Annotated in this window: 22 protein-coding genes; 15 read left to right on the top strand and 7 right to left on the bottom strand. The window is 60.8% G+C overall.

Annotated features, from left to right (window positions below):
• Positions 1-9: 9 nt before the first annotated feature.
• The 6 genes from xseA to ACW9UO_RS05260 all read left to right on the top strand — a co-directional run bounded on the left by xseA (position 10) and on the right by ACW9UO_RS05260 (position 5,909).
• On the top strand, positions 10-1,554 hold the full coding sequence (gene xseA / locus ACW9UO_RS05285; protein WP_457087938.1) for an exodeoxyribonuclease VII large subunit: 1,545 nt from the start codon (positions 10-12) through the stop codon (positions 1,552-1,554).
• A gap of 58 nt (positions 1,555-1,612) precedes the next feature.
• Positions 1,613-2,041, top strand: coding sequence for a VOC family protein (locus tag ACW9UO_RS05280; protein WP_457088604.1), 429 nt, complete (start codon positions 1,613-1,615; stop codon positions 2,039-2,041).
• An 84-nt stretch (positions 2,042-2,125) separates the two neighbouring features.
• A complete protein-coding gene (locus ACW9UO_RS05275; protein WP_457087937.1) occupies positions 2,126-2,743 on the top strand; it encodes a hypothetical protein in 618 nt (205 codons plus the stop codon).
• 162 nt (positions 2,744-2,905) lie between these two features.
• Positions 2,906-4,000 carry a LysM peptidoglycan-binding domain-containing protein gene (locus ACW9UO_RS05270; RefSeq protein ID WP_457087936.1) on the top strand — a complete coding sequence of 365 codons (1,095 nt, stop codon included), beginning with the start codon at positions 2,906-2,908 and terminating at the stop codon, positions 3,998-4,000.
• Between the two features lie 2 nt (positions 4,001-4,002).
• The gene (locus ACW9UO_RS05265) at positions 4,003-5,046 is read left to right on the top strand and encodes a transporter substrate-binding domain-containing protein (RefSeq protein WP_457087935.1); all 1,044 of its coding nucleotides are present in this window, start codon (positions 4,003-4,005) and stop codon (positions 5,044-5,046) included.
• A gap of 149 nt (positions 5,047-5,195) precedes the next feature.
• The gene (locus ACW9UO_RS05260) at positions 5,196-5,909 is read left to right on the top strand and encodes an alpha/beta fold hydrolase (protein WP_457087934.1); all 714 of its coding nucleotides are present in this window, start codon (positions 5,196-5,198) and stop codon (positions 5,907-5,909) included.
• A gap of 3 nt (positions 5,910-5,912) precedes the next feature.
• Here the strand turns inward: ACW9UO_RS05260 and ACW9UO_RS05255 are convergent, their stop codons facing one another.
• The 4 genes from ACW9UO_RS05255 to ACW9UO_RS05240 form a co-directional block, all read right to left on the bottom strand.
• Positions 5,913-6,362: an MgtC/SapB family protein gene (locus tag ACW9UO_RS05255; protein ID WP_457087933.1), complete on the bottom strand. Its 450-nt coding sequence runs from the start codon at positions 6,360-6,362 to the stop codon at positions 5,913-5,915.
• A 15-nt stretch (positions 6,363-6,377) separates the two neighbouring features.
• Positions 6,378-8,198 carry a M3 family oligoendopeptidase gene (locus ACW9UO_RS05250; RefSeq protein ID WP_457087932.1) on the bottom strand — a complete coding sequence of 607 codons (1,821 nt, stop codon included), beginning with the start codon at positions 8,196-8,198 and terminating at the stop codon, positions 6,378-6,380.
• A gap of 108 nt (positions 8,199-8,306) precedes the next feature.
• A complete protein-coding gene (locus ACW9UO_RS05245; protein WP_457087931.1) occupies positions 8,307-9,287 on the bottom strand; it encodes an alpha/beta fold hydrolase in 981 nt (326 codons plus the stop codon).
• On the bottom strand, positions 9,287-9,574 hold the full coding sequence (locus ACW9UO_RS05240; protein ID WP_457087930.1) for an SCP2 sterol-binding domain-containing protein: 288 nt from the start codon (positions 9,572-9,574) through the stop codon (positions 9,287-9,289). The genes ACW9UO_RS05245 and ACW9UO_RS05240 overlap by 1 nt, the downstream gene beginning before the upstream one ends.
• Before the next feature lie 64 nt (positions 9,575-9,638).
• Here ACW9UO_RS05240 and ACW9UO_RS05235 point away from each other — a divergent pair, with 64 nt between their 5' ends.
• From ACW9UO_RS05235 to ACW9UO_RS05215, 5 genes are all read left to right on the top strand, one after another.
• Entirely contained in the window at positions 9,639-10,199 is a 561-nt protein-coding gene (locus tag ACW9UO_RS05235) for a tetratricopeptide repeat protein (protein WP_457087929.1), read from the top strand.
• Between the two features lie 26 nt (positions 10,200-10,225).
• Positions 10,226-13,213 (top strand): helicase-related protein, encoded by a 2,988-nt coding sequence (locus ACW9UO_RS05230; RefSeq protein WP_457087928.1) that lies wholly within the window; start codon positions 10,226-10,228, stop codon positions 13,211-13,213.
• Positions 13,214-13,216: 3 nt separating this feature from the next.
• Positions 13,217-13,600 carry an RNA-binding S4 domain-containing protein gene (locus ACW9UO_RS05225; protein ID WP_457087927.1) on the top strand — a complete coding sequence of 128 codons (384 nt, stop codon included), beginning with the start codon at positions 13,217-13,219 and terminating at the stop codon, positions 13,598-13,600.
• Between the two features lie 52 nt (positions 13,601-13,652).
• Positions 13,653-13,991 carry a ferredoxin FdxA gene (fdxA, locus tag ACW9UO_RS05220; protein WP_457087926.1) on the top strand — a complete coding sequence of 113 codons (339 nt, stop codon included), beginning with the start codon at positions 13,653-13,655 and terminating at the stop codon, positions 13,989-13,991.
• 294 nt (positions 13,992-14,285) lie between these two features.
• The gene (locus tag ACW9UO_RS05215) at positions 14,286-14,795 is read left to right on the top strand and encodes a CarD family transcriptional regulator (RefSeq protein ID WP_457087925.1); all 510 of its coding nucleotides are present in this window, start codon (positions 14,286-14,288) and stop codon (positions 14,793-14,795) included.
• A 124-nt stretch (positions 14,796-14,919) separates the two neighbouring features.
• Here ACW9UO_RS05215 and ACW9UO_RS05210 read toward each other — a convergent pair whose 3' ends face one another.
• Positions 14,920-16,797 carry a monovalent cation:proton antiporter-2 (CPA2) family protein gene (locus tag ACW9UO_RS05210; RefSeq protein WP_457087924.1) on the bottom strand — a complete coding sequence of 626 codons (1,878 nt, stop codon included), beginning with the start codon at positions 16,795-16,797 and terminating at the stop codon, positions 14,920-14,922.
• Positions 16,798-16,920: 123 nt separating this feature from the next.
• Entirely contained in the window at positions 16,921-17,376 is a 456-nt protein-coding gene (locus ACW9UO_RS05205; protein WP_457087923.1) for an Lrp/AsnC family transcriptional regulator, read from the bottom strand.
• 141 nt (positions 17,377-17,517) lie between these two features.
• On the opposite strand from ACW9UO_RS05205, the gene hppD reads away from it, so the two are divergent.
• The 3 genes from hppD (at position 17,518) to ade (ending at position 21,195) form a co-directional block, all read left to right on the top strand.
• Positions 17,518-18,612 (top strand): 4-hydroxyphenylpyruvate dioxygenase, encoded by a 1,095-nt coding sequence (gene hppD / locus ACW9UO_RS05200; protein ID WP_457087922.1) that lies wholly within the window; start codon positions 17,518-17,520, stop codon positions 18,610-18,612.
• Between the two features lie 156 nt (positions 18,613-18,768).
• Positions 18,769-19,425 carry a hypothetical protein gene (locus ACW9UO_RS05195; RefSeq protein WP_457087921.1) on the top strand — a complete coding sequence of 219 codons (657 nt, stop codon included), beginning with the start codon at positions 18,769-18,771 and terminating at the stop codon, positions 19,423-19,425.
• Between the two features lie 72 nt (positions 19,426-19,497).
• Entirely contained in the window at positions 19,498-21,195 is a 1,698-nt protein-coding gene (gene ade, locus ACW9UO_RS05190; protein WP_457087920.1) for an adenine deaminase, read from the top strand.
• A 125-nt stretch (positions 21,196-21,320) separates the two neighbouring features.
• Here ade and ACW9UO_RS05185 read toward each other — a convergent pair whose 3' ends face one another.
• The gene (locus tag ACW9UO_RS05185; RefSeq protein WP_457087919.1) at positions 21,321-22,238 is read right to left on the bottom strand and encodes a LysR family transcriptional regulator; all 918 of its coding nucleotides are present in this window, start codon (positions 22,236-22,238) and stop codon (positions 21,321-21,323) included.
• A 163-nt stretch (positions 22,239-22,401) separates the two neighbouring features.
• Between ACW9UO_RS05185 and xdhA the strand changes: the two genes are divergently transcribed.
• Positions 22,402-23,874 (top strand): xanthine dehydrogenase small subunit, encoded by a 1,473-nt coding sequence (gene xdhA, locus ACW9UO_RS05180; RefSeq protein ID WP_457087918.1) that lies wholly within the window; start codon positions 22,402-22,404, stop codon positions 23,872-23,874.
• The last annotated feature ends 9 nt before the right edge of the window (positions 23,875-23,883 follow it).

Raw genomic sequence — 23,883 nt, 5'->3', positions numbered from 1 at the left:
GAGGCCTCGATGTCAGACCTGATCGATGACGTCCCGGACGGGATGAACGCGCCAGAATTCACTGTGACCGAAATCTCGGGCGCGATCAAAAAGGTGATCGAGGGTGAGTTCGGCCATATTCGCATTCGCGGCGAAGTGGGCCGGGTATCCACACCAAGATCGGGCCATATCTATCTGGATCTAAAGGATGATCGCTCGGTCATCTCCGGTGTGATTTGGAAAGGGGTCGCGTCTCGGCTGGCCACGCAGCCAGAGGAGGGCATGGAGGTTGTCGCCACGGGGCGGGTGACGACATTTGGCGGCCAGTCGAAATATCAGGTTGTGATCGAGGATATCAAACCGGCCGGTGTTGGCGCCTTGATGGCGATGCTGGAAAAGCGCAAGGCGGCGCTTGAGGCCGAAGGGCTCTTTGCCCAAGATCGCAAGAAGACACTGCCGTATCTTCCTGAAATCATTGGGGTTGTGACATCTCCGACTGGGGCCGTTATCCGCGATATTCTGCACCGTCTGCGCGACAGGTTTCCCCGCAAGGTGTTGATTTGGCCCGTGGCGGTTCAAGGCGCGGCCTGCGCGCCTGAGGTGGCGCGCGCCATTGCCGGGTTCAACGCGATGACAGTCGGCGGCGCGCTGCCGCGACCGGATCTGTTGATTGTGGCGCGGGGCGGCGGCTCGATCGAAGACCTTTGGGGATTTAACGAAGAAATCGTCGCGCGTGCGGCGGCGGCCTCGGATATTCCTTTGATTTCGGCGGTCGGCCACGAGACCGACACAACGCTGATCGATTTCGCGTCAGACCGGCGCGCCCCGACACCCACCGCCGCCGCAGAGATGGCCGTGCCAGTGCGGCTGGAGCTTTTGGCCTGGCTCGAAGGTCAGGGCGGCCGTTTGGCTCAGGCGTTGACCGGCGGTATGTCACAACGTGGTCAAAGGCTTAGGGATGTATCACGCGCGTTGCCGCGCCCCGAGGCATTGGTCGAAGGGCCAAGGCAGCGGCTCGACACATGGGGCGACAGGCTGCCGGTCGCATTGGAACGGGGAGTGGAACGGCGGCGCGTGGCCTTGTCGGAAGCTGCGGGCGCGTTGCAAATTTCGTCCTTGCGGCGGATGGTGACCACCGAGGCGCGCCGGCTTGATCAGCTTGCTGCGCGGCTGGCACCTGCATTGGGCCGTGGCGTGGCGCGCAAGGCTGATAAGTTAATATCCACACGCTTATCCACAGGGCATATCGAACGCGATATCACCGTTAAAAAGGAAAGGCTTATGGGTCTTTCTTCACGTTTTACAGAAGCTGGAAGCCGGCGCATATCTGATCTCAGGACCAAGCTTGATGCGACAGACCGGGTGCGGGAAACGCTTGGATATCGCGCGACGCTCGCGCGGGGCTACGCGGTTGTTCACGGTGAGGCGGGGCTGGTCACCACGAAAACGGCAGCGGAAAACGCAACCGGTTTGGAAATCGAATTCTCCGATGGTCGGATCAAGCTTGGGGCGGGCAAGCCATCGCGCGCCGCAAAACCCTCGGCCAAACCGCCAGAACAAGGGTCGCTGTTTTGAGCAGGATTGCGATTTTGTTCGTGATATGTTCACGTATCTTTAACCAATGGAGAACATGATGGAACAACGCGTCTCACTGATCACACTTGGCGTCCGCGATATAGCGATTGCGGCGGCTTTCTACGAAAAGCTCGGTTGGAGCCGGGCCGAATCGCCGGACGGGGTCATAGCCTTCGACTTGATTGGCCAGACGTTGGGGCTGTTTCCGTTGGCCGAGTTGGCCAGGGATATTGGCGTGGCCGAGTCGAGCCTAGGAACAGGAGGGATGACCCTGGCGCATAACCTGCGCAGCACGGCGGAGGTGGATGACTGTTTGCGACTGGCCGAGGCCGCTGGCGCGAAAGTTCTGAAAGTCCCGCAAGAAACGTTTTGGGGCGGATATCATGGCTATTTCGCCGATCTTGACGGACATATTTGGGAGGTGGCGCACAATCCATTTTCGCCACTTGCCGCCAATGGCGCGTTTAGATGGAACGGATATGAATGACGGCGCGGTTTCCGTGCCTCAGCGGGCGGGTTTGAAACTTGCGCACGCAGGGGAAAACTTGGACTGATGCGCAGACCTGCAAGTATGTGGAGCTTGGAAACGTTGGGGCGCGTACGCCTTAGCCAATATTTCTATATGCGTGAGTTTCTGTACTCTGAAATTGGCAATTTCCACGCCATTCAAAACATTCCGCAATATCCGGATTTGGCCGTGGAACGGGGGCGGCAATTTTGCCAGACGCTGCTGGATCCTTTGGAGGAAACGTTTGGACGGGTCGCTGTTCGATCTGGCTATCGGTCACCCGACCTAAATCGATTTGGCAATGAAAACAAACTGAACTGTGCGCGCAACGATTATCCTCAGGAGTGCCACATCTGGGATAATGCCGAGGTACCGGTGGCGGGGGCTAGTATCGTGATCCCCTGGTTTGCCGATCAGTATGAAGCCGGACGTGATTGGCGCGATCTGGCGTGGTGGCTGCACGATCACCTCGACTATTCCGAACTCTGGTTCTTTCCCAAACTCTGCGCCTTCAATATCTCGTGGCGCCCCGACCCTTGGAAAACGATCTCAAGCTATATTGCGCCTCGCGGCACACTTCTAAGCCGGTGCGGCGAGCCAAATGAAAACGTCACGACACGGAGCGCCCGATATGCAGATTTCCCGAAGTTTCGCGGTCTTCACCTGCAATCCAAACCCTGAAACGGGCCAATATCGGGGTGATTCCATCGCCGGTCAGATTGCCAAATGGGACGTCTCGCTCAAATTATGCAATCTATAGAGAGATTTGCTACTAGAAGTGGTAAGAGCGTTGACCCAAGCCCCAATATGCAGGAGATTATCCCCAAATCTAGGGGGACGATCATGGGCAAGATTTCACTGGTCCGCGCGATCGCAGCCACAGCGGTGACATTGATCGCCTCGATGGCGCAGGCCCAGGACGGTTGCGGTGGGCAGTATACGGTGCAGCCCGGTGACAGCCTGTCCGGGATCGCGGACCGCATCTATAAGGATGCTGCGATGTGGTCGTCGATTCACGCAAACAACATCGCCAGCATCGGGGTCGAAGCCAGCAACATCCGCGCGGGCCAAAGACTTTCGCTGCGCTGCATCAACGGTATGCCGACCGGCGTGGCCGGTGTCGTGCCAACGAGGTCTGCAGCGCAGTCTACGAAAGAGCCAATTCGCACGCGTGCGGCGGCGAATGAGCCACCCCGCCAGGCCAACATGACGATCCGGGTTCTGGCTGGCGATGGGTATCAACCATTTTCCGACCGGGCGCTGCGCAATTCTGGCATGTTAAGCGAGGTGGTCGACCGTGCATTGTCGGCCTCGGGCACGGGGGAAACGCACAAGTTTGTCTGGATCAACGACCGGTCCGCGCATCTTGATCCGATGCTGTCTGAAGGCATGTCCGAGCTGGCCTTCCCCTGGATCAAACCCACCTGCGCAGGTGCCGAGGCCTGTGACGATCTGATTTATTCCGAGCCGATGTTCGAAATGCTGGTCATGCTCTACACCCGCGTCGGCGCGGATTTGCCCTATGAGAGTGAGGCGGATCTGGCGGATCGCCGGGTGTGCCGTCCAAAAGGGTTGCAAATTGAAGCGCTTGAGAGCGCTGGGGCCGATTGGTTAAGCGGCAAACGCGCGACAGTGCGACAGCCGGCCACGGCGGAAGATTGCTTTGCGCTTTTGGTGCAGGGCGAGACGGATTTTGTTGTGCTCAACGAATTCACCGCCGGCTTGGTTTTGGCCGACATGGGGCTGCGCGATCAGGTGGAGGCCGCGTCGGCGCGCCCGCTGGCCATCGCCAGTCTGCATGCCGTCGCCCATCGCACAAACCCGCGGGCACAACAGGTTATTTCGCAATTCGATCAGGGGCTTGCGTCGATCAAAGCCTCGGGTGATTTCCAACGTATCATTGACGCGCATCTTTCCACCATTTGGGCGGGGTTCTGAGTATGACTGGTTTGTGGAACGGCATCGCTTTGGCGGGCCTTGGCCTGATGCTGGGGGCCAGCGGGGCCCTTGCGGCGTGCAATGAAAGCCGCGAAGTGGCGGCGGGCGACACGGTGTTTTCCCTCGCGCAAGAGAGCTATGGCGACCATGAAAAATGGACGCTGATTTATGAGGCGAACCGATCCGCGCTGGAGGCGAGCACCTTCAAGCTGGTGCCGGGTACCGAGATTTTCGTGCCCTGTGCGCCGGGTCAGCCCGCGCCCGTTGTCGCGGCAGCGCCGCTGGAGCGGCCGGACGCGGAAATGGTGCTGGTGACGGCGTCGAACTATCCGCCGTTCACCGACCGGGATTGGCCAGAGCAGGGGATGGTGACCGAATTGGTGAACGCGGCGCTCGAAAGCGCACCGCAGCCCGTGCCGTATGAGATTGTCTGGGAGGATGATTGGTCGAAACACCTGTTTCCGATGCTGAGCGAGAAGCAGGTGGATATGGGGTTTCCCTGGTATCGGCCCGATTGCACCGCCACGCCCGACGATGAACGCTGCGCCAATTTCCACTTCTCCGATCCGCTGGTCCAAGTGCTGATCATGCTGTTCGTGCGTGCCGAGGGCGAGTTTGATTATGATGCGGACGAGGATGTTCTGGGCAAAACGCTGTGCCGGCCCAAGGGCTATTTCACCCATGATCTGGATCGCAAAGGCCGCGAATGGCTCAGCCGCGATCTGATCACGCTGGTCGTGGGCGAAACGCCGCAGGCCTGCTTTCAGATGTTGGTGGACGGCGATGTTGATGCGGTCACGGTGAACGTGTTCCTCGGCGCCAATACGCTTGATGATATGGGGCTGCGGGGCAAGGTTGTGCCGCTGGAACGGCCGCTGTCGTCCGAGGGGCTGCATGTGGTGATTTCCAAGACCCACTGGCGCGGAACGACTTTTTTGTATCGGCTGAACGCCGGGTTGGCGGCGCTGAAATCCAGCGATCGCTATGACGAAATCGTTGCGCGGCATCTGTCGGTGTTTTGGGATAACATGCAGCGCGGAATCTGATCCGCGGCAGGGCAGGCGTGCAAAGCGTCAAAAGAGTGCCGCAAGAGGGTTGATGGGCACACTCGGCGCTTTCCTTCGCTGCGCTGTCAGATAGTCTGCGACCAGACCGGGCGGCCAACGCGCGGCGATTTGAGGGAGCAATTGGAAGGATGATGCGCGAACCGCTCGTATTTCTGCCAGGCGCGATGTGTGATGCGCGGGTGTTTGGCCCGCAGGTCGCGGCCCTGAGCGCCGACACGCCTGTCATGGTCATCCCCGTCACCCAAGGCGAGCGCATTGAAGAAATCGCATCGGATATCCTGACCGCTGGACCCGCCAAATTTGGCTTGGTTGGCATGGGGTTAGGAGGCGTTGTTGCGATGGAACTCTTGCGTCGCGCGCCCGACAGGATCACCCGCATCGCCTTGATGGATGCCTCGCCTTTGGCGGATACGCCGCAGGCGGCCTCGGTGCGCGAAGGGCGGATTATTCGCGCGCGCACGGGGCGATTGGCCGAGGTTCTTGAGGAAGAATTGGCCTTGGCCGGGCTGGCGGTGTCGCCGTATCGCGGCGATGTCACGGCGCTGGCGATGGATATGGGGCTGCACCTTGGGTCCGAAATTTATACCCGGCAAAGCCGCGCGATGATGCGGCGCAAAGACCAGCAATCGGTGATGCGCAAATGCAAGGTGCCGGCGCTGGTGATCTGTGGCGCGGCCAACGCAGCCTTGCCGGTCAAACGGCACGAATTCCTCGCCGCGCTGATCCCCTATGCCAAGCTGGTGGTGGTGGAAGGCGCGGGGCATATGACCGCGCTGGAACAGCCCGAAGCGGTGATCAACGTGCTGCGCGCCTGGCAAACGCAGCCGTTTGTGCTGCAATAACGCTCACTTGCCTTTGTCGTAGTCGTCGCCATCGCGGGCCTCGGCCACCAGCGTCAGGATCAGCGTCGCGGCCAGCGCGATAACGGTGGATTCGAGCAGCAGGCCGAAGCCGACGCCAATGCCCACGACCCCCACCAGCCAGATCGCAGAGCCGCTGGCGACGCCGCGCAACCGACCGGTTTCGTTGCGGCTGATGATGGCACCCGCGCCCAGAAATCCGATGCCGCCGACAATGCCCTGAACCGCACGCGACAGATCAAAGGCCAGCCCGTCGTCGCCCGCCTTGGCCGCCATGTTGATCGACATCATGCAGACGGCAGCCGAGCCGAGGGCCACGAGCATATAGGCCCGCAGCCCCAGTGGCTTTTTCTTGATCTCACGATCAATGCCGATGATGCCGCCAAGAACGACGGCAATCAGCGCGCGCAGCAGGAAGGTTTGAGTGTCGATCATCCTTCCTTAACTGGCTCAGTCCTCCATCGCTTCAAGTTCGTCGATGAAACTTTCGATCATCGACAGGCCCTTGTCCCAGAACGCGGGGTCCGAGGCATCAAGGCCGAAGGGCTCCAAAAGCTCCTTGTGGTGCTTCGATCCGCCCGCCTTGAGCATGTCGAAATACTTGTCCTGAAAGCCTTCGGGCGCGGCCTCATACGCGGCATAAAGCGCGTTCACCAGACCGTCGCCAAAGGCATAGGCATAGACGTAAAACGGCGAATGCACGAAATGCGGGATATAGGCCCAGAAGGTTTCATAGCCCTCCATAAAGTCGAACACCGGGCCAAGGCTTTCGGCCTGCACCGACATCCACAGCGCGTTGATGTCGTCAGGCGTCAGCTCGCCACCGCGACGCGCGTCGTGCAGTTTGCACTCGAAATCGTAAAACGCGATCTGACGGACGACCGTGTTGATCATGTCCTCGACTTTACCGGCGAGCAGGATCTTGCGCGCCTCTTTGGTCTCGGCCTTTTCCAGCATCTTGCGGAAGGTCAGCATTTCGCCAAACACAGATGCGGTTTCGGCCAAGGTCAGCGGGGTCGACGACAGCATCTCGCCCTGATCTGCCGCAAGACGCTGGTGTACGCCGTGGCCAAGTTCATGCGCCAAGGTCATGACATCGCGGGGTTTTCCGAGATAGTTGAGCATGACATAGGGGTGCACGTCGGTCACGGTGGGGTGGGCAAAGGCACCGGGGGCTTTGCCCGGTTTCACGCCCGCATCAATCCAGCCATCGTTAAAAAACGGCTCTGACAGCTCGGCCATTTTCGGGTCAAACCCGGCATAGGCCTCTTGCACGATGTCGCGGGCTTCGTCCCATCCGACCACCTTGGTTTCTTCCATCGGCAGCGGCGCATTGCGGTCCCAGACCTGCATCCGCTCAAGCCCGAGCCACTTTGCCTTGAGCGCATAATAGCGGTGCGACAGACGCGGATAGGCGGCGACCACGGCATTGCGCAGCGCCTCGACAACCTCGGGCTCGACATCGTTGGACAGGTGACGCCCGGCCTGCGCCGAGGGCATCTTGCGCCAGCGGTCGATGATTTCCTTTTCCTTGGCCTGCGTGTTGTGAACGCGGGCGAAAATCTTGATGTTGTCCTCAAACACCCGCGCCAATTCGCGGCTGGCGGCCTCGCGGGTGTCGCGGTCTTGCTCGGTCAGCAGGTTGAGCGTGCCTTCGATGCCCAGTTCTTCGCCGTCGACCTCGAATTGCAGACCGGCGATGGTTTCGTCAAACAGCCGCTCCCAGGCATCCCCGACAACGCCAAGATCGTGCATGAACTTCTCAAGCTCATCCGACAGCTGGTGATCCTTCATCGCACGGATGCGGCGGAACACCGGGGCGTAACGGGCCAAGTCCTTGTTTTCGGAAAGAATCCCGGCAAGGTGATCATCGTCAAGCCGGTTCAATTCCAGCGTGAAGAACACCAGCGGCGTGGTGTAATTGGTGATCTTTTCCTGACAATCGGACATAAATTTCGCCCGGCCGCCATCGGTGGTCAGCTGGTAATAGCGCAGGCCCGCATAGGACATGATGCGCCCGGCGATGGCGCTGATTTTCTCATTGCGTTCAACGCAGTGCAGGAACCCGGTGGCGTCAAGATCGGCCAGCTTGCCTTCGTAATCGGCGGCGAATTGCGCGCATTCGGTTTCCAGCCACTCAAGATCGCGGGCCAATTCGGGCGCGTCTTCGGCGGCGTAAAGATCGGTCAGGTCCCATTCGGGCAGATTGCCAAGATCGCGGGTGCCGGAGGCGGCATTGGCGTCACGAACGGGAAAGGGGAGGTGCAGCATGAAATCGGCCTTCTGTTCTGGTTGCCAACAGATAAGCCCGCCATGGTGCGAGGTTCAAGGGAGGCCGGGACGCGAATGCCCCGGCGTCAGAGGCAAAACCGGATCGGATCAGCCCTGCGCCGCCTTCTTTTTCGGCTTGAGCAGCGTGTCCGAGAAATGCTGGCATGTGATCTCAAAGATGCGGGCGCGCATCTCGGCACTGTCCATCAGCACCTCATGTTCGCCGTCCTCGATCACCTCAAGATGGCCGCGCGGCCAGTTCGCCATGCGGTTGTGGATCTGCGGCACATTCACGATCCGTTCATTGCTGCCCACGAAGGTCACACAGGGCAGATTCGGCGCAGGCATAGCGGCCAGCATCCGGCATTCGCCCAAAGCTTCGTGCAGCCAGTTCATCGACGGCCCGCCAAGCTGCAACTCGGGATAGCGCAAGACCTGCGCGCGCATGAATTCGAACATATCCGCGTCGCGGGTCAGCACGTTGTCCTCAAACGCGGCGGTGGCCACGTAACTGGCGGCCCCGGTCGAGGGCGCGTAGTGGTGGCCGAGGCCAAACACGCGGCTTGTCCAGCCCACGGCCCAGGCGGCGGGGCGCATTGGCCCGGCGATGCGGATGCCCCACATCGGCCCGGAAAACACCGCGCCGACAACCGGCAAGTCATTGTAAAGCGAGCGTAATCCGATGCAGCCGCCCATCGAATGGGCCAGCAGGAACATCGGTTGCGGCAGGTCCAGCGCGGGCAGGGCCTCTGTCACCGCGCGCACATCGCGCTGATAATCGTCAAACACATCAACATGGCCGACACGCTCGTCCACCAGCATCCGGTCGGCCAGGCCCTGACCGCGCCAATCGATGGCAATCACGTCATAGCCTTTGGCCGTAAGATCCGCCGCCAGCGGCCCGTATTTCTCGACATATTCGGTGCGACCGGGAAACACCAAATAGGTGCCCAAACGCGGACCGGCGTTTGGTGCGGGCCAATGGCCAATGCGGATGCGCTTTCCGTCATCCGCCGTGAGCCAGAAGCACCGCCCCCCAAGGGGCGCGCGCGCAACGTCTTCGAAATAGGGTGCTGGCGTCAGGGTCATCAGGACAGGGCCTGTCCAAGCTTCATCGCGGTGCCCATATCGCCGTCAACGGCCAGTTTGCCGCTCATGAAGGCGGTTGTCGGGTTCAAATCGCCCGAAAGGATCGATTCAAACGTGTCGGCGTCGGCCGTCATGGTCACATCCGCCTCTTCGTCCGAGGCCTTCGCACCGCTTTCGTCGACGAGGATCGATCCTTCGCCTTCGATCACGAACTTGGCGCGCCCGTCAAAGCCACCGTCGATCTTTTCGTTCAGGGCCTTCACGGCCTCGGCCACAACATCACTCATTTGCGTTCTCCATTGTCTGATCGCGGGTGGTATTCCGATCCCGCTACGCTACATTGGACGTACTATGATCACGATCAGACAGCACATCAAACGTAGCGTTGCGGCACTTTCCGTCCTAGTCATGTATTCCCTACCTCAGGGTTTACAGGCGGCGGAAATCGACGCGCTTCTGGAACTTTTGCGCAGCGCAAAGCCTGCTGAGGCGGAGCGTATTGTCGCGGATATCAGCCGTGAATGGTCGAAAAGCGGGTCGGGTGCGATGGACTTGTTGCTCAAACGCGGCCGCGATGCGCTGGATGTTCAGGACACCGAGGCCGCAATCGAGCATTTCACCGCGTTGATCGACCATGCGCCGGAGTTTGCCGAGGGCTATCATATGCGCGCGATGGCCTACTTTAATTCTGGCCGAATCGGGCCGGCCTTGGGCGATCTTGAAACCGCGCTGCGGCTGAACCCCGATCATTTCGCCGCGCTGCGCGGGTTGGCGGTGATTTTTGAAACCCTGGACGAGACGGACCGCGCGTTGGCGGGGTATGAAATGGTGCTTGCCCTGCATCCCAATGACGAAGAGGCGCAAAAAGGCGTCGACCGTCTGGTGATCCAAGCGCGCGGGCGCACACTTTAAAAACTTGTAAGCCCGGGAGACGCGGGATGGCGATGGAACGGCGGACCGTAGCGGTCCTTGGCCCGACGAACACGGGCAAAACCCATTACGCTATCGAGCGGATGCTCGGCTATCGGACGGGCATTATTGGCCTGCCGCTGCGGCTGTTGGCGCGTGAGGTCTATGACAAGATCGTTGCCATTCGCGGCCCCGGCGTGGTCGCTCTTGTCACTGGCGAAGAGCGGATCGTGCCGCCGCGCGCGCAATATTGGGTCTGTACGGTCGAGGCGATGCCCGAGGGGATGGGCACCGATTTCGTCGCCATTGACGAGATCCAGCTGTGCGCCGATCTGGCGCGGGGCCACGTGTTCACCGACCGGCTTTTGCGGATGCGCGGCACCCATGAGACCCTGTTCATGGGCGCCGAAACCATGCGCGGGCCGATTGCTGCACTGGTGCCGGGCGTCGAATTCATGCGCCGCGAGCGAATGAGCCAATTAAGCTATTTAGGTTCGAAAAAGATAAGTCGCCTGCAAGCACGTAGTGCAATTGTTGGCTTTTCGGTTGAGAATGTCTATGCGATTGCCGAGCTGTTGCGTCGCCAAAAGGGCGGTGCGGCGGTGGTTATGGGCGCGTTGTCGCCGCGAACGCGCAATGCGCAGGTCGAGCTGTATCAGAACGGCGATGTCGATTTTCTGGTGGCCACGGATGCCATTGGGATGGGGCTTAACCTTGATGTGAACCACGTCGCCTTTTCCAGCCTGACCAAGTTTGACGGCCAGCGGATGCGCCATCTTGACCCCAGCGAACTGGCCCAGATTGCCGGGCGCGCGGGCCGGGGGATGCGCGATGGCACCTTTGGCGTCACGGGCGAGGCCCCGCCGCTGCACGAAGATGTGGTCGACGCGATCTGCGACCATCAGTTCTTGCCGCTGAAGAAACTGCAATGGCGCAATGCGGCGCTGGAATTTGGCAGCATCGAGCGGCTGATCGCATCGCTTGAGCGGCCCCCGGAAGACGAGATTCTGCTCAGGGCGCGCGAGGCGGATGATCTGCGCACGCTCAAAATCCTGTCGCAAGACGATACCGCCTTTGCGCGCGCGTCCAGCCCGCAATCCGTCAAGCTTTTGTGGGACGTCTGCCGCATCCCGGATTTTCGCGGCATAAGTCATTCGGAACATGCGGGCCTGTTGGGCGTTATCTTTGGTTACCTGCACCAATCAGGCCGTGTTCCTGACGACTGGTTGGCCCGGCAGGTGCGCAGAATTGATCGGACCGACGGCGATATCGATACATTGTCGAAACGATTGGCATATATCCGCACATGGACGTATGTGGCACAGCGTAAGGGTTGGGTAGCAGACGAAAGCCATTGGCGCGAGGTAACGCGCGCTGTAGAAGACAGGCTGTCGGATGCATTGCATCAGCGGCTGACCCAGAGATTTGTTGACCGGCGCACCAGTGTGCTGTTGCGGCGGTTGAAGCAGAAGGAGGCCCTCTTGGCCGAAGTAAATGAAAATGGTGAAGTGACGGTTGAGGGCGAGTTCGTCGGCCGTCTTGAGGGGTTCCGCTTTCGGCAGGACAAGGATGCAACCGGGCAGGAGGCCAAGACGCTGAAAACAGCGTCCTTGCAGGCACTCAGCCCGCATTTCCATCTGCGCGCCGACCGGTTCTACAATGCGCCGGACACCGAGATCGACTTTACCGAGCAGGGTGGCCTCATGTGGGGCGATCAGGCGGTGGGCAAGCTGGTCAAAGGTTCGGATCCGCTCAAACCCGAGATCAAGGCCTTCGTCGATGACGAAGCCGGGGCGGATGTGGCGCAGAAGGTGCAACGCCGTTTGCAGCACTTCATCGACCGCAAGGTGGCGACGCAGTTCGAGCCGTTGGTCGCGTTGGGCCGGGACGAGATGCTGAATGGCCTCGCCAAAGGCTTTGCCTTTCAGATGGTCGAAGGCTTCGGTGTGCTGCCGCGTGCCAAGGTCGCCGATGACGTCAAGGCGCTTGATCAGGACGCCCGCGGCGCGCTGCGCAAGCATGGCGTGCGGTTTGGCCAGTTCACCATCTTTATGCCGCTGCTGCTGAAACCCGCGCCGACGCGTCTGCGTCTGGTGTTGTGGTCGCTGTTTCAGGGTCTCGACATCTTCCCCGAGGCACCGCCTCCGGGCCTGGTGACTGTGCCCTCCGATCCGCATGCGCCCGACGGGGCCGACACGATGTCGGGCTATCGCAAGGCCGGTGCACGCTCGATCCGCATCGATATGCTGGAGCGTCTGGCGGATATGCTGCGCGCCGAAGACACCCGTGGTGGCTTTGAGGCCAAGGCCGATATGCTGTCGATCACCGGCATGACGTTGGAGCAATTCTCCGATCTGATGCAAGGGCTTGGCTATCGTGCTGAAAAGGGCGAGCGCGCCAAGGTCAAGGCCGCCGATACGGTTGTGGCCGAAGCCGCAGGCACCGACGCCCCTGCCGAGGACACGCCAGTGATGGACGCGGCGCAACCCGCGCCCGACCTCGGCCAATCCGAAGCGCCTTTGGCCCCGACTGAAACCCCGGACATCCCCGAAGCCACCGATGCGGTTGCGGGCATTGAGGCGTCTGACAGCACCGACGTGGCCGCAGTTGCCGCCGCAGCGGATGTTGAGGCTGATCCGGTGCCAGTGGTGGACGAGGCCGCAGGCGAGCTTGTGCCCGGCGAAGTTGCCGACGCCGAGAAGGCCGGACCGGAAACCGAAGTGTTCTATACCTTCACCTGGGGCCGTCAGCAGCGTCAGGGCGGCGGCAAGCCGCGCGGCGAGCGCACTGCGCGCAGCGGCGGTGGCAATGCCGGTGGTGGCGCAGGGGCGCGCTCGGGTGGTGCCGGTGACGGCGCTGGCAAAGGCAAGGGCAGGGGCCCCAAAGGCGGCAAGGGCAAAGGCCCGCGTCGTGACAGTGGCCCCAAAACCTTTGAATCCCGGCCGCAGAAAAAGGACCGGATCGATCCGGACAATCCTTTTGCCGCCGCGCTCATGGGGCTCAAGGACAAGGGCTAGGGCTTGGCAGAGGGCGATAAGCTCCGGCTCGACAAATGGCTGTGGCATGCGCGTTTTTTCAAGACGCGCACGCTTGCAGCCAAGGCCATATCAACAGAGGGCGTGCGGGTGGATGGCACCCGCGTGTCCAAACCCGGCCGCACCATTGGCCCCGGCAACGTGCTGACCTTTGTGCAGGCGCGCCGGGTGCGGGTGATCCGCATCGTGGCGCTGGGTGAGCGGCGCGGTCCGGCCCCCGAGGCGCAGGCCCTGTACGAGGATTTGTCCCCGCCAGAGCCGCCAAAGGAGGACAGGCAGTCCCCGAACCCCGGATACGAGGGAAAAGGTCGCCCGACCAAGCGCGATCGTCGCAACCTTGATCTTAACCGGAACCGCACGCTTGAATGATCTGCCGCTGTGATTTAGCTATCGCCTCGAATGCCAGAGAAGAGGCGCCGAGATGACCTATATCGTCAACGACAATTGCATCGCTTGCAAATACACCGATTGCGTCGAAGTCTGCCCTGTGGACTGCTTCTACGAAGGCGAAAACATGCTGGTGATCCACCCGGACGAATGCATTGACTGCGGCGTCTGCGAACCGGAATGCCCGGCGGATGCGATCCGCCCCGACACCGAGCCAGACATGGAGAAATGGGTTGAGTTCAACCGCAAATACTCGGAAATGTGGCCGGTGATCATCACCAAGAAAGACCCGCTGCCCAAAGCCGAAGAGCGGGACGGCGAAGAAGGCAAAGTCGAGAAATATTTCTCGGAAGCGCCGGGCGAAGGCGGCTAACCTAGGGTAAGCGATTCGGGTCTTTTGGCCCAAAGCGGTTGCATAATGGATTAAGATCGCGCTCCAGAGGGTTGAGAACGCGGGTGCTTTTGCTGTGTCCGCTTTTACATGCTGGAAACGGCATCTTTTTTGTGCTATGATCTTTGCTAATGATTTACTTTTCTCACTCAGAACATGGTCCTGTGACCCTGTTGGCCTGACAGCGACATAACGTAAGACCGGCAAACGGAGATCAACATCCCCGTCCGGTCTTTTTGTCGCCTGATGCCGTGAGACCATGCGAGGAAGGACTGCATGACTAAATCGAAAAAATCCGACTTTCGCCCCAACGACTATGTCGTTTATCCCGCCCACGGCGTGGGCCAGATCGTGTCGATCGAGAAAGAGGAAATTGCGGGCATCTCGCTTGAGCTGTTCGTGATCTCGTTCGAGAAGGACAAGATGATGCTGCGGGTGCCGACGAACAAGGCGACCGAAATCGGCATGCGTTCGCTCAGCTCGCCTGATGTGATCGAACAGGCGCTGACCACGCTGAAAGGCAAGGCGCGCGTCAAGCGGGCGATGTGGTCGCGTCGTGCGCAGGAGTATGAGCAAAAGATCAACTCCGGCGATCTGATCTCGATTGCGGAGGTCGTGCGCGACCTGCACCGCAACGACGAACAGCGCGAGCAGAGCTATTCCGAGCGTCAGCTTTATGAAGCGGCACTTGAGCGTCTGACACGTGAAGTGGCTGCCGTGGGTGGTGGCGATGAAGTGGCCGCCGCCAAACAGGTGGACGAGGTGCTTTTGTCGCGCGCAGCGTAAGCTGACCCTGCGAAAATAATAAAACCCGCGCATTGGTTTGCGCGGGTTTTTTCATGTCCAAACGGCGCGGAAAGGGAAAAATCATCGATGATTTTTTAAAATTTCTTCGAAGAAATTTGGCCCCTCAAGCGGCATCGTCTTTCTGCAATTGCGCCAGTAACAGCGCTTCGAGATCGCGCTCGAGCTCTTTGGCGCGGGCGATATAGGGCTCATTCTCACCCGAGGGGATGTCATCGCGCCACAGTTTCGCCAGTTCGGCCACCGAATGGCGGTCATGGTGGTAAAACACCCGTTCGGCCTCGGCGGCTTCGTACTCGGACAACCCAATGTTTTCCAAGACATAGCGCCCGGCCCGCAGCGAGGAATCGAACATCTCGCGCACGATGTCATTGGCCCCGGCTTGGTACAGCTTGAACGCATGGGTGCGGTCGCGGGCGCGCGCCACGATGTGCAGATCTGCCCGTTCGCGCCGGGCATACGCCACCAGCCGCAGCGTCGCCGCCGCATCGTCCAGCGCCACCACCAGCACCCGCGCCTCTTTAAGCCCGGCGGCATGCAGCAGCTCGGGGCGGGTGGGGTCGCCGTAATACCCCTTGAACCCAAAGCGCCGCATCAGCTGGATCGTCTGCATGTTGTTGTCGAGCACCACGGTTTTGAACCCCGAGCTTTGCACCAGCCGGTTCACGATCTGCCCGAACCGCCCGATGCCAGCGATGATCACCGGGCCCTGTTCGTCAATCTGGTCGGCCTCTTGCGTGTCGCCGCGCTCGGCCATCCGGCGCGACAGGTATTCGTACAGGATGAACAGCAGCGGCGTGATCAGCATCGACAGCGCCACCACCAACAGCAGCGTTTGCGACAGCGGTACCGGCAGAATTTGCTGCGACACCGAGAAGGAGATCAGCACAAAGCCGAACTCCCCCGCCTGCGCCAGCGACAGGGTGAACAGCCAGCGGTCGCGGCCCCGCAACCCGAACACCAGCGCCAGCACCAGCAGCACAAGGCCCTTGGCCGCGATCACCGCCAGCGTCAGCCCAAGGATTTTGAACGGCGCATCAAACAGCGTTGGAAAGTCGATCCCGGCCCCAACGGTGATGAAAAACAGCCCCAAAAGCAGGCCCTTGAACGGCTCGATATCGCTTTCCAACTCGTGGCGGAATTCCGAGTTTGCCAGCACCACCCCGGCCAGAAAGGTGCCGAGCGCCGGCGACAGGCCGACGAGGATCATCAGCGTGCCAATGCCCACCACGATCAACAGCGCCAGCGCGGTGTTCATTTCGCGCAGGCGGGTGGCGTGGATAAAGGTAAAGACCGGCCGGATCAGGTAAACGCCCGCCAGAATGATGGTGGCGACCGCCCCAAGGGTGACAAGCGTCACGCCCCATCCCGGCAGCCCCTCGACCAGCGACATCGAGTGATCGGCTGCGGATTTAAGCTCATTCGCGGGCAGGGTGAGCGCTCCGTCGGGCGAAATTGCGACAGCAGGCACAACCGCGAGCAGCGGCAGCAAGGCCAGCATCGGGATCACCGCGATATCCTGTGTCAACAGCACCGAAAACGCGGAACGCCCGCCGCCGGTTTGCATCAGCCCCTTTTCGTTCAATGTTTGCAACACGATGGCCGTTGACGACAGCGCAAAGATCAACCCGATGGCCAGCGCAATCTGCCAGGCCAACCCCAACAGAAGGCCGCCGGTCATGATCAGCACGGTCGACATCGCAATCTGAAGCCCGCCCAGCCCGATCAGCTTGTGCCGCATTTCCCAAAGCGCGCGCGGCTCAAGCTCCAGCCCGATCAGGAACAGCATCATCACCACGCCAAACTCGGCGAAATGCTGCAATTCAGCGGTTTCATGCCCGCCAACAAAGCCAAACACCGGCCCAATCAAGATGCCCGCCGCAAGGTAGCCAAGGACAGATCCAAGCCCCAGCCTCGATGCGATCGGCACGGCAATGACCGCAGCAGCGAGAAAAATCGTGGCCTGAAAGAGAAAGCTTTCCATAAAGTCCGTCCTGTTGCCTGCCCTTAATTGGTCTGCCCCACTTTGCAGGCGCAGCGAGTACAGGACAAGGCGGGTTCGCCTGACCTTGGGGAATTTCCCGCTAGGCCTGTCCTGTCGGGCGGGTTACAGCGGCAAAGGTGCGTCCTGTTTAAGCTGGTCCATCACAATCTGGCTCTGCACCCGCGCCACCGCGCGATGCGGCAAAAGCACCTCATGGATCAGCCGGTTCAGCGCCGCGAGATCGGTGCAATACACCCGCAGCAGGTAATCGGCGTCGCCGGTCAGCGTCCAGGTGCTGACAATCTCGGGTTGCGTCAGCATCAGCCGCGAAAAGCTGTGCGCATCCTCGGGCCGCTGGCTGGCCATCTGCACCTGCACAAACGCCTGCACCCCCAACCCCAGCCGCTGCGCATCAAGCTTGGCCCCGTAGGCGCGAATAAACCCTTCGCTTTCAAGCCGTTGACGCCGCCGCCCGGTCTGGCTTGGCGAGAGGTTGAGCGCCTCGCCCAGTTCATTCGCCGTCAGATGGGCATTCTGTTGTAACAAGCCCAGAAGCTTGCGGTCGATGGAATCGAGCATATGCGTGATCTCCGCGTTAATCCTCACTATCACGCGCAATTCCCGCAAATTCAACGCCGCAGATGCCGGTAAATGCGCGCATCTCCGGTGCGCTTGCGCCTATTCTGAGCGCAACAGACACAGCATCCGAGGAGACGCGCCATGGGTCCATTCCCGCACGAAGCCCCGAAATCGACCATCACCCCCGAAAACCCCGCCGGCACCGATGGCTTTGAGTTCGTCGAATTCGCCCACCCCGAGCCGCAGGAATTGCGCGATCTGTTCGCCCGCATGGGCTATGCGCATGTCGCCACCCACAAAGCCAAGCAGATCGAGCTTTGGCAGCAGGGCGACATCACCTATGTGCTGAACGCCGAACCGAACAGCTTTGCCGCGAAGTTCGTCGAAGAACACGGCCCCTGCGCGCCCTCGATGGGCTGGCGCGTGGTCGATGCGCAGCACGCGTTTGACCATGCAGTGGCGAAAGGGGCTGAGCCCTATAACGGCGATGACAAAACGATGGATGTGCCCGCGATCAAAGGCATCGGCGGCAGCCTGATCTATTTCATCGACCAGTATTACGAGACCTCGCCTTACAACGAGGAGTTCAACTGGACTGCCCAATCCAAGCCGCGCGGCGTTGGGTTTTATTACCTCGATCACCTGACCCACAACGTGTTCAAGGGCAATATGGACAAGTGGTTCCACTTCTACGGCAACCTGTTCAACTTCCGCGAAATTCGGTTTTTCGACATTGAAGGCAAGTTCACCGGGCTGCTCAGCCGCGCGCTGACCTCGCCCTGTGGCCGCATCCGCATCCCGATCAACGAAGACCGGGGCGAGACCGGCCAGATCGTTGCCTACCTCAAGAAATACAAGGGCGAGGGCATCCAGCACATCGCCGTCGGCTCGCATGATATCTATGAGGCGACCGACCAGATTGCCGAGAAGGGCGTCAAGTTCATGCCCGGCCCGCCCGAGACCTATTACACCCTGTCGTATGACCGGGTGCAGGGCCATGATGAGCCGCTCGACCGGATGAAAAAGCACGGCATCCTGATTGATGGCGAAGGCGTGGTCGACGGCGGCGAGACCAAGATCCTGTTGCAGATCTTCTCGAAAACCGTGATCGGCCCGATCTTTTTCGAGTTTATCCAGCGCAAGGGCGACGATGGCTTTGGCGAGGGCAACTTCAAGGCGCTGTTCGAGTCGATCGAACAAGAGCAGATCGACAATGGAGAGCTGAACGCCGTCTGATAACTGACTGACTGCATAAGATAAAAGGCCGGGGCACTGCTCCGGCCTTTGGCGTTTGTGGGCTTGGCAAGGTGCGGTATTCCCGTCTTTCCCCAAGGGCAGCGGATGTGCCAAAACGGGAGTGTTGTTTAACAATTTCAATTAGGAGTAGGTGTCATGGCTTTTGATAACTGGCTTGATTTCGCAAGCCGTCAGGACGATTTTTACCGCAAAAACCGCTTTTCCGGCGCGCCTTTGGTCACGCATACGGTGTCGAAAACATTCGAGGGCGGGCACCGCAACGACCTTATTCACAAGGTCTGCGAGTCGCCGGAAAAATGCGGCGTCACCCATTTTCCCGGCGATTTTGCCTGCCCCAGTTTGCAGCCTTACAAATGCGACAGCGAGTTCAGCCAAAAGTTCCTCACCGGCGGATTGAAAGCCGGGTTCGAGGCCACCTTTGGCCATGCCGGAGATACCGATTTCGCTGACGGCATCCGCGAATTCACCGAATCCCGCGGCTTTTTCTTCGGCAATTTCGACATAATCCACAACAAACACGGGCGGATCATGGATGGCGGCATTGATGGCATGGTCAACATCGGACTGCTGCACAAACCGCTCGACGATGTGGAGAAATGTCACCGTGTCGGGCGCTGGTATGGCCGCGTGATGGGCATGGTGTCGCTGCCCGAGCAGGGCGAAAAGGCGCTGTTGATCGGCTCGCTGGCGTTTGATGTGCACTATAACCTCACCTCCAGCTGGCTCGAGATCAAGTTTGCCGGCACGCTTGAGGGCATGCTGATCCGCGAATGCAAACGCGAAGGCAAATGACCCCGGATCACGGGTGACACCGCCGCGCCCCATGATATCCTGCCCTCGGCAATCCAACGCATGAGGGCAGGAATGAGCGATCTCGAACAACGCATTGCGCAGGGGCGCGGCGATGAACCGGCAGACAAAGTGCTGCGCGGCGGGCAGGTGTTTTGCCTTGTCACCGGCGAGATGATCTCTGGCGATGTGGCGATCTGCGGCGACAGGATTGTTGGCATCGGGGCGGAGTATGAGGGCCGCGAGGTGGTGGATGTCACCGGCTTGACGCTGGTGCCCGGTTTCATCGACACGCATCTGCATATCGAAAGCTCGCTGATCACCCCGTTTGAGTTTGACCGCTGCGTTGCCCCGCGCGGCGTGACCACCGCAATTTGCGATCCGCATGAGATCGCCAATGTCGTGGGCCTCGCCGGCATCCGCTATTTTCAGGCCGCCAGCGAGCACACGCTGATGGACATTCGGGTGCAGCTTTCCTCCTGCGTGCCCTCCACCGATATGGAGACCGCCGGGGCCGAGATTGAAGCCGAGGATCTGGCGCAGGTCATGGGCCACCCCTCGGGCATCGGCCTCGCCGAATTCATGAACTACCCCGGCGTGATCTTCCGCGACCCCCGCGCCATGGCCAAGCTTGAGCTGTTCGCAGGCCGCCATATCGACGGCCACTGCCCGATGCTCGGCGGCAAAGACCTTAACGCCTATGTTTCGGCCGGCATCCGGACCGAGCATGAGGCAACCACGGTGCAAGAGGCGCGCGAAAAGCTGCAAAAGGGCATGCGGGTGCTGATCCGCGAAGGCTCGGTCTCAAAAGATCTCGAAGCGCTGGCCGAACTGCTGACCGAACGCACCAGCGCCTACATGTGCCTGTGCACCGACGACCGCAATCCGCTTGATATCGCCGAACACGGCCACCTTGATTACATGATCCGTCGCCTGATCGAAAAGGGCGTGCCGCCGCTGGCCGCCTATCGCGCCGCCTCGCTCTCGGCTGCCGAAGCCTTTGGCCTCAAAGATCGCGGCATGATCGCGCCGGGCCAACGCGCCGATATCGTGGCGCTCGACAGCCTCGCGGGCTGCAACGCGCAACTGGTGTTCTGCGCCGGACAGCAGGTGACCGACGCCGCCTTTGCCGCCCGTGGCCATGTCGATGTGGTGGGCCGCAACTCGGTCAAGGCCCCCAAGGTCGCCGCCAGCGACTTCCGCAGCAGCGGCAACCGGACCACAACGGATGTGATCGGCATCATCGAAGGCAAGATCATCACCGCGCACCTCAGCGAAGACATTGCCATCGAAGACGGCGACAAACGCCCCGATGCGACCCGAGACCTCGCCCGTATCGCCGTGGTCGAACGTCACGGCAAAAACGGCAACATCGCCACCGGTTTTGTGCGCGGCTTTGGCATGACCTCAGGCGCAATCGCCTCCACCGTCTGCCACGACCATCACAACATCGCCTGCGTCGGTATGGATTACACCGACATGGCCGTCGCCGCCAACCGCCTGTCCGAGATCGAAGGCGGCTTCGTCGTCGTCCGCAACGGCGCAATCCTCGCCGAACTCGCCCTCCCGGTCGCGGGACTAATGAGCCTCGAGCCATTTGAGGCGGTGCACCAAGATCTCATTCACCTGCGCGACGCCGCCCGCACGCTCGGCGTCGTCCTCGAAGAACCCTTCCTGCAACTGGCCTTCCTTGCCCTCCCGGTAATCCCCGCCCTCAAAATCACCGATCGCGGCATGGTCGACGTCACAAAATTCGAAATCATCCCAGGCTAATCTTCTTAAACTTCTTCTGTTTAGAAATATCGCGGGGCCGTTCATTGTGGCGCCATTGGTTCAAGCCCAATGGACGGCGGGGCAGCGCCCCCAGCCTGTCGACACGCGCAGGCGTGGCGAAAACCCTACCGCCCAACCGCAACCCCAACCCCAAGCCGACACCGCTCCGTCATAAACTCCACAAACCGCCGGATCTTCGGATCCTGCAACCGCCGATGCGGATACAAACAGCCAAACACCGACGCCTGTGGCGGCGTCTCGGTCAGCACCGCGACCAAATCCCCCGATGCCAAATGCGGCGCCACCACAAAGCGCGGCACATTGACGATGCCACGCCCCGCCAGCGCCCAATCGATCAACACATCGGCGTTGTCGGCATCATACTTGCCCGAAACCTCCATCTTGCGCGGCCCGTCCGGCCCCTCGAGCAGCCAGAAATATTCGGGTGAGCGGGGATAGCGCAGCAGCAAACAATTGTGCCGCCCGGCCAAAAGATCATCCGGCTCACGCGGCACACCACAGCGCTCAAGATACCCCGGCGCCGCACAAAGCACCCGGTCACATTCGGCAATCTTGCGCAGGGTGAGGTCGGAATCCTTCGGTCGGCCAAGGAAAAACGCCACATCCAGCCGCTCGGCCAGCATGTCGACATTGCGATCTGACAGCCGCATCTGCACGCTGGTTTCCGGGTAAAGCTCGGTGAATTCCGGCACCAAAGGCGCGACGATGCTGCGCCCGATGCCCAAGGGCGCGGTCACCCGGATCACCCCGCGCGGCGTGTCGGAAAAGTTGGCCACCACCGCCTCGGCTTCATCAAGCGAGCCGATCACCTTTTTGGCACGGTCATAAAACACCCGCCCTACTTCGGTCGGCGTCAGTGACCGTGTGGTGCGGTTGAACAGCCGCACGCCCAGCCGTTTCTCCAGCTCTTTGATCCGCTTGCTCGCCACCGCCGGCGTCAGGCGAAGATCGCGCCCGCCCGAGGTGATCGACCCCAGCTCCACCACCCGCACAAACACCCGAAGGCTTTCGACGTAAGGCATTCTATCCCCCCAGCTTTCGCAATCGCCCGCAAACAGCATAGCCGCAGCCACGCGCTATATTCAACGATCCGTTGAAAGTATGTGCCGAAACCAGCCGTATTCGTTGATCGACTTTTCTGCAATTCTCCTTGTGACAATGCCCAAACCCGCAGGAGTTTCCCCAATGAGCGCACGCAACGAAATCCGCTTCCTGTTGAATGGCGCGCCGGTGGCCTTGGCCGATGTCGGCGCCACGCAGACCGTTCTCGACTATCTGCGCCTCAACCGTCGCCTGACCGGCACCAAGGAAGGCTGCGCCGAGGGCGATTGCGGCGCTTGCACCGTGCTTGTCGGGCGTCTGGCCGAGGGCGGGTTGCGCTATGAGGCGGTCAACGCCTGCATCCGCTTTCTGGCCTCGCTCGACGGCTGTCATGTTGTCACCGTCGAACATCTGCGCGGCCCCGAGGGCGGGCTGCACCCGGTGCAACAGGCGATGGTGGACTTCCACGGTTCGCAATGCGGCTTCTGCACCCCCGGTTTCATCATGTCGCTTTATGCGCTGTGGATGGCGGTGCCAGAGCCGACGCCCACCGAAGTGGAAACCGCGATCCAAGGCAATCTCTGCCGCTGCACTGGTTACGAGCCGATCATCCGCGCCGCCGTGGCCGTCAGCCGCTATGGCACGCCCAGCGCCGACTTTCTGACAGCCGAGCGTGACCGGGTGACCGCGCAGTTGCAGGCCCTGCGCGATGGCCAACGGGTCGAGACCGGCCCCGAAGACGACCGTGCCATTCTGCCCGCCACTGTCGATGATTTCGCCGAAGTCTATGCCGCGCAGCCCAAGGCAACGATTGTCGCCGGGGCCACCGATGTCGGGCTGTGGGTGACGAAATTCCTGCGCCCCATTGGCCCGGCCATCTTTATCGGCCACCTCGATGAGATGCGCCAAATCACCGTAGAAACAGACCACATCCGCCTCGGGGCTGGTGTGAGCTATTCCGACTTTGGCCCGGTGGTGGCCGAACACTTCCCGCATCTTGCTGAATACTGGAACCGCATCGCCGGCTGGCAGGTGCGCAATGCGGGCACCATCGGCGGCAATATCGCCAATGGGTCGCCCATCGGAGACACGCCTCCGGTGCTGATTTCGATGGGGGCCGAGGTGGTGCTGCGTCACGGGGCAACCCGGCGGGTGCTGCCGCTTGAAGACTTCTTTATCGACTACGGCAAACAAGACCGCACCCCCGGCGAATTCGTCGAAGACATCCGCGTGCCGCTTTCGCAGGCAAATCAGGTTCACGCCGCCTATAAAATCTCCAAACGGCGCGATGAGGATATCTCCTCGGTTGCGGCGGGCTTTTGCGTGACGGTGGCCGATGGCATTATCACCGATGCCAGGCTGGCCTTCGGAGGCATGGCAGCAACGCCGAAGAGGGCCGCAAGGACTGAAGCGGCGCTCCTCGGCCGGCCCTGGCACGAAGCCACCTTTGATGCTGCCGCCCGCGTGCTGGCGCAGGATTTCACCCCGCTCACCGATTGGCGCGCCAGCGCAGAGTACCGCGCCTTGGCCGCCGCCAATCTGTTGCGCCGGTTCGGGCATGAGCATGACGGGCAAAACAAAAACGGGGCCGCATCGGTCCGGTTGGCCGTGGCATAAGGGAGGCAA

This window comes from Marinovum sedimenti (genome assembly GCF_054052205.1).
Note: the sequence above shows the minus strand (reverse complement) of the source record. Positions and strands in the feature narration are given on the sequence as shown.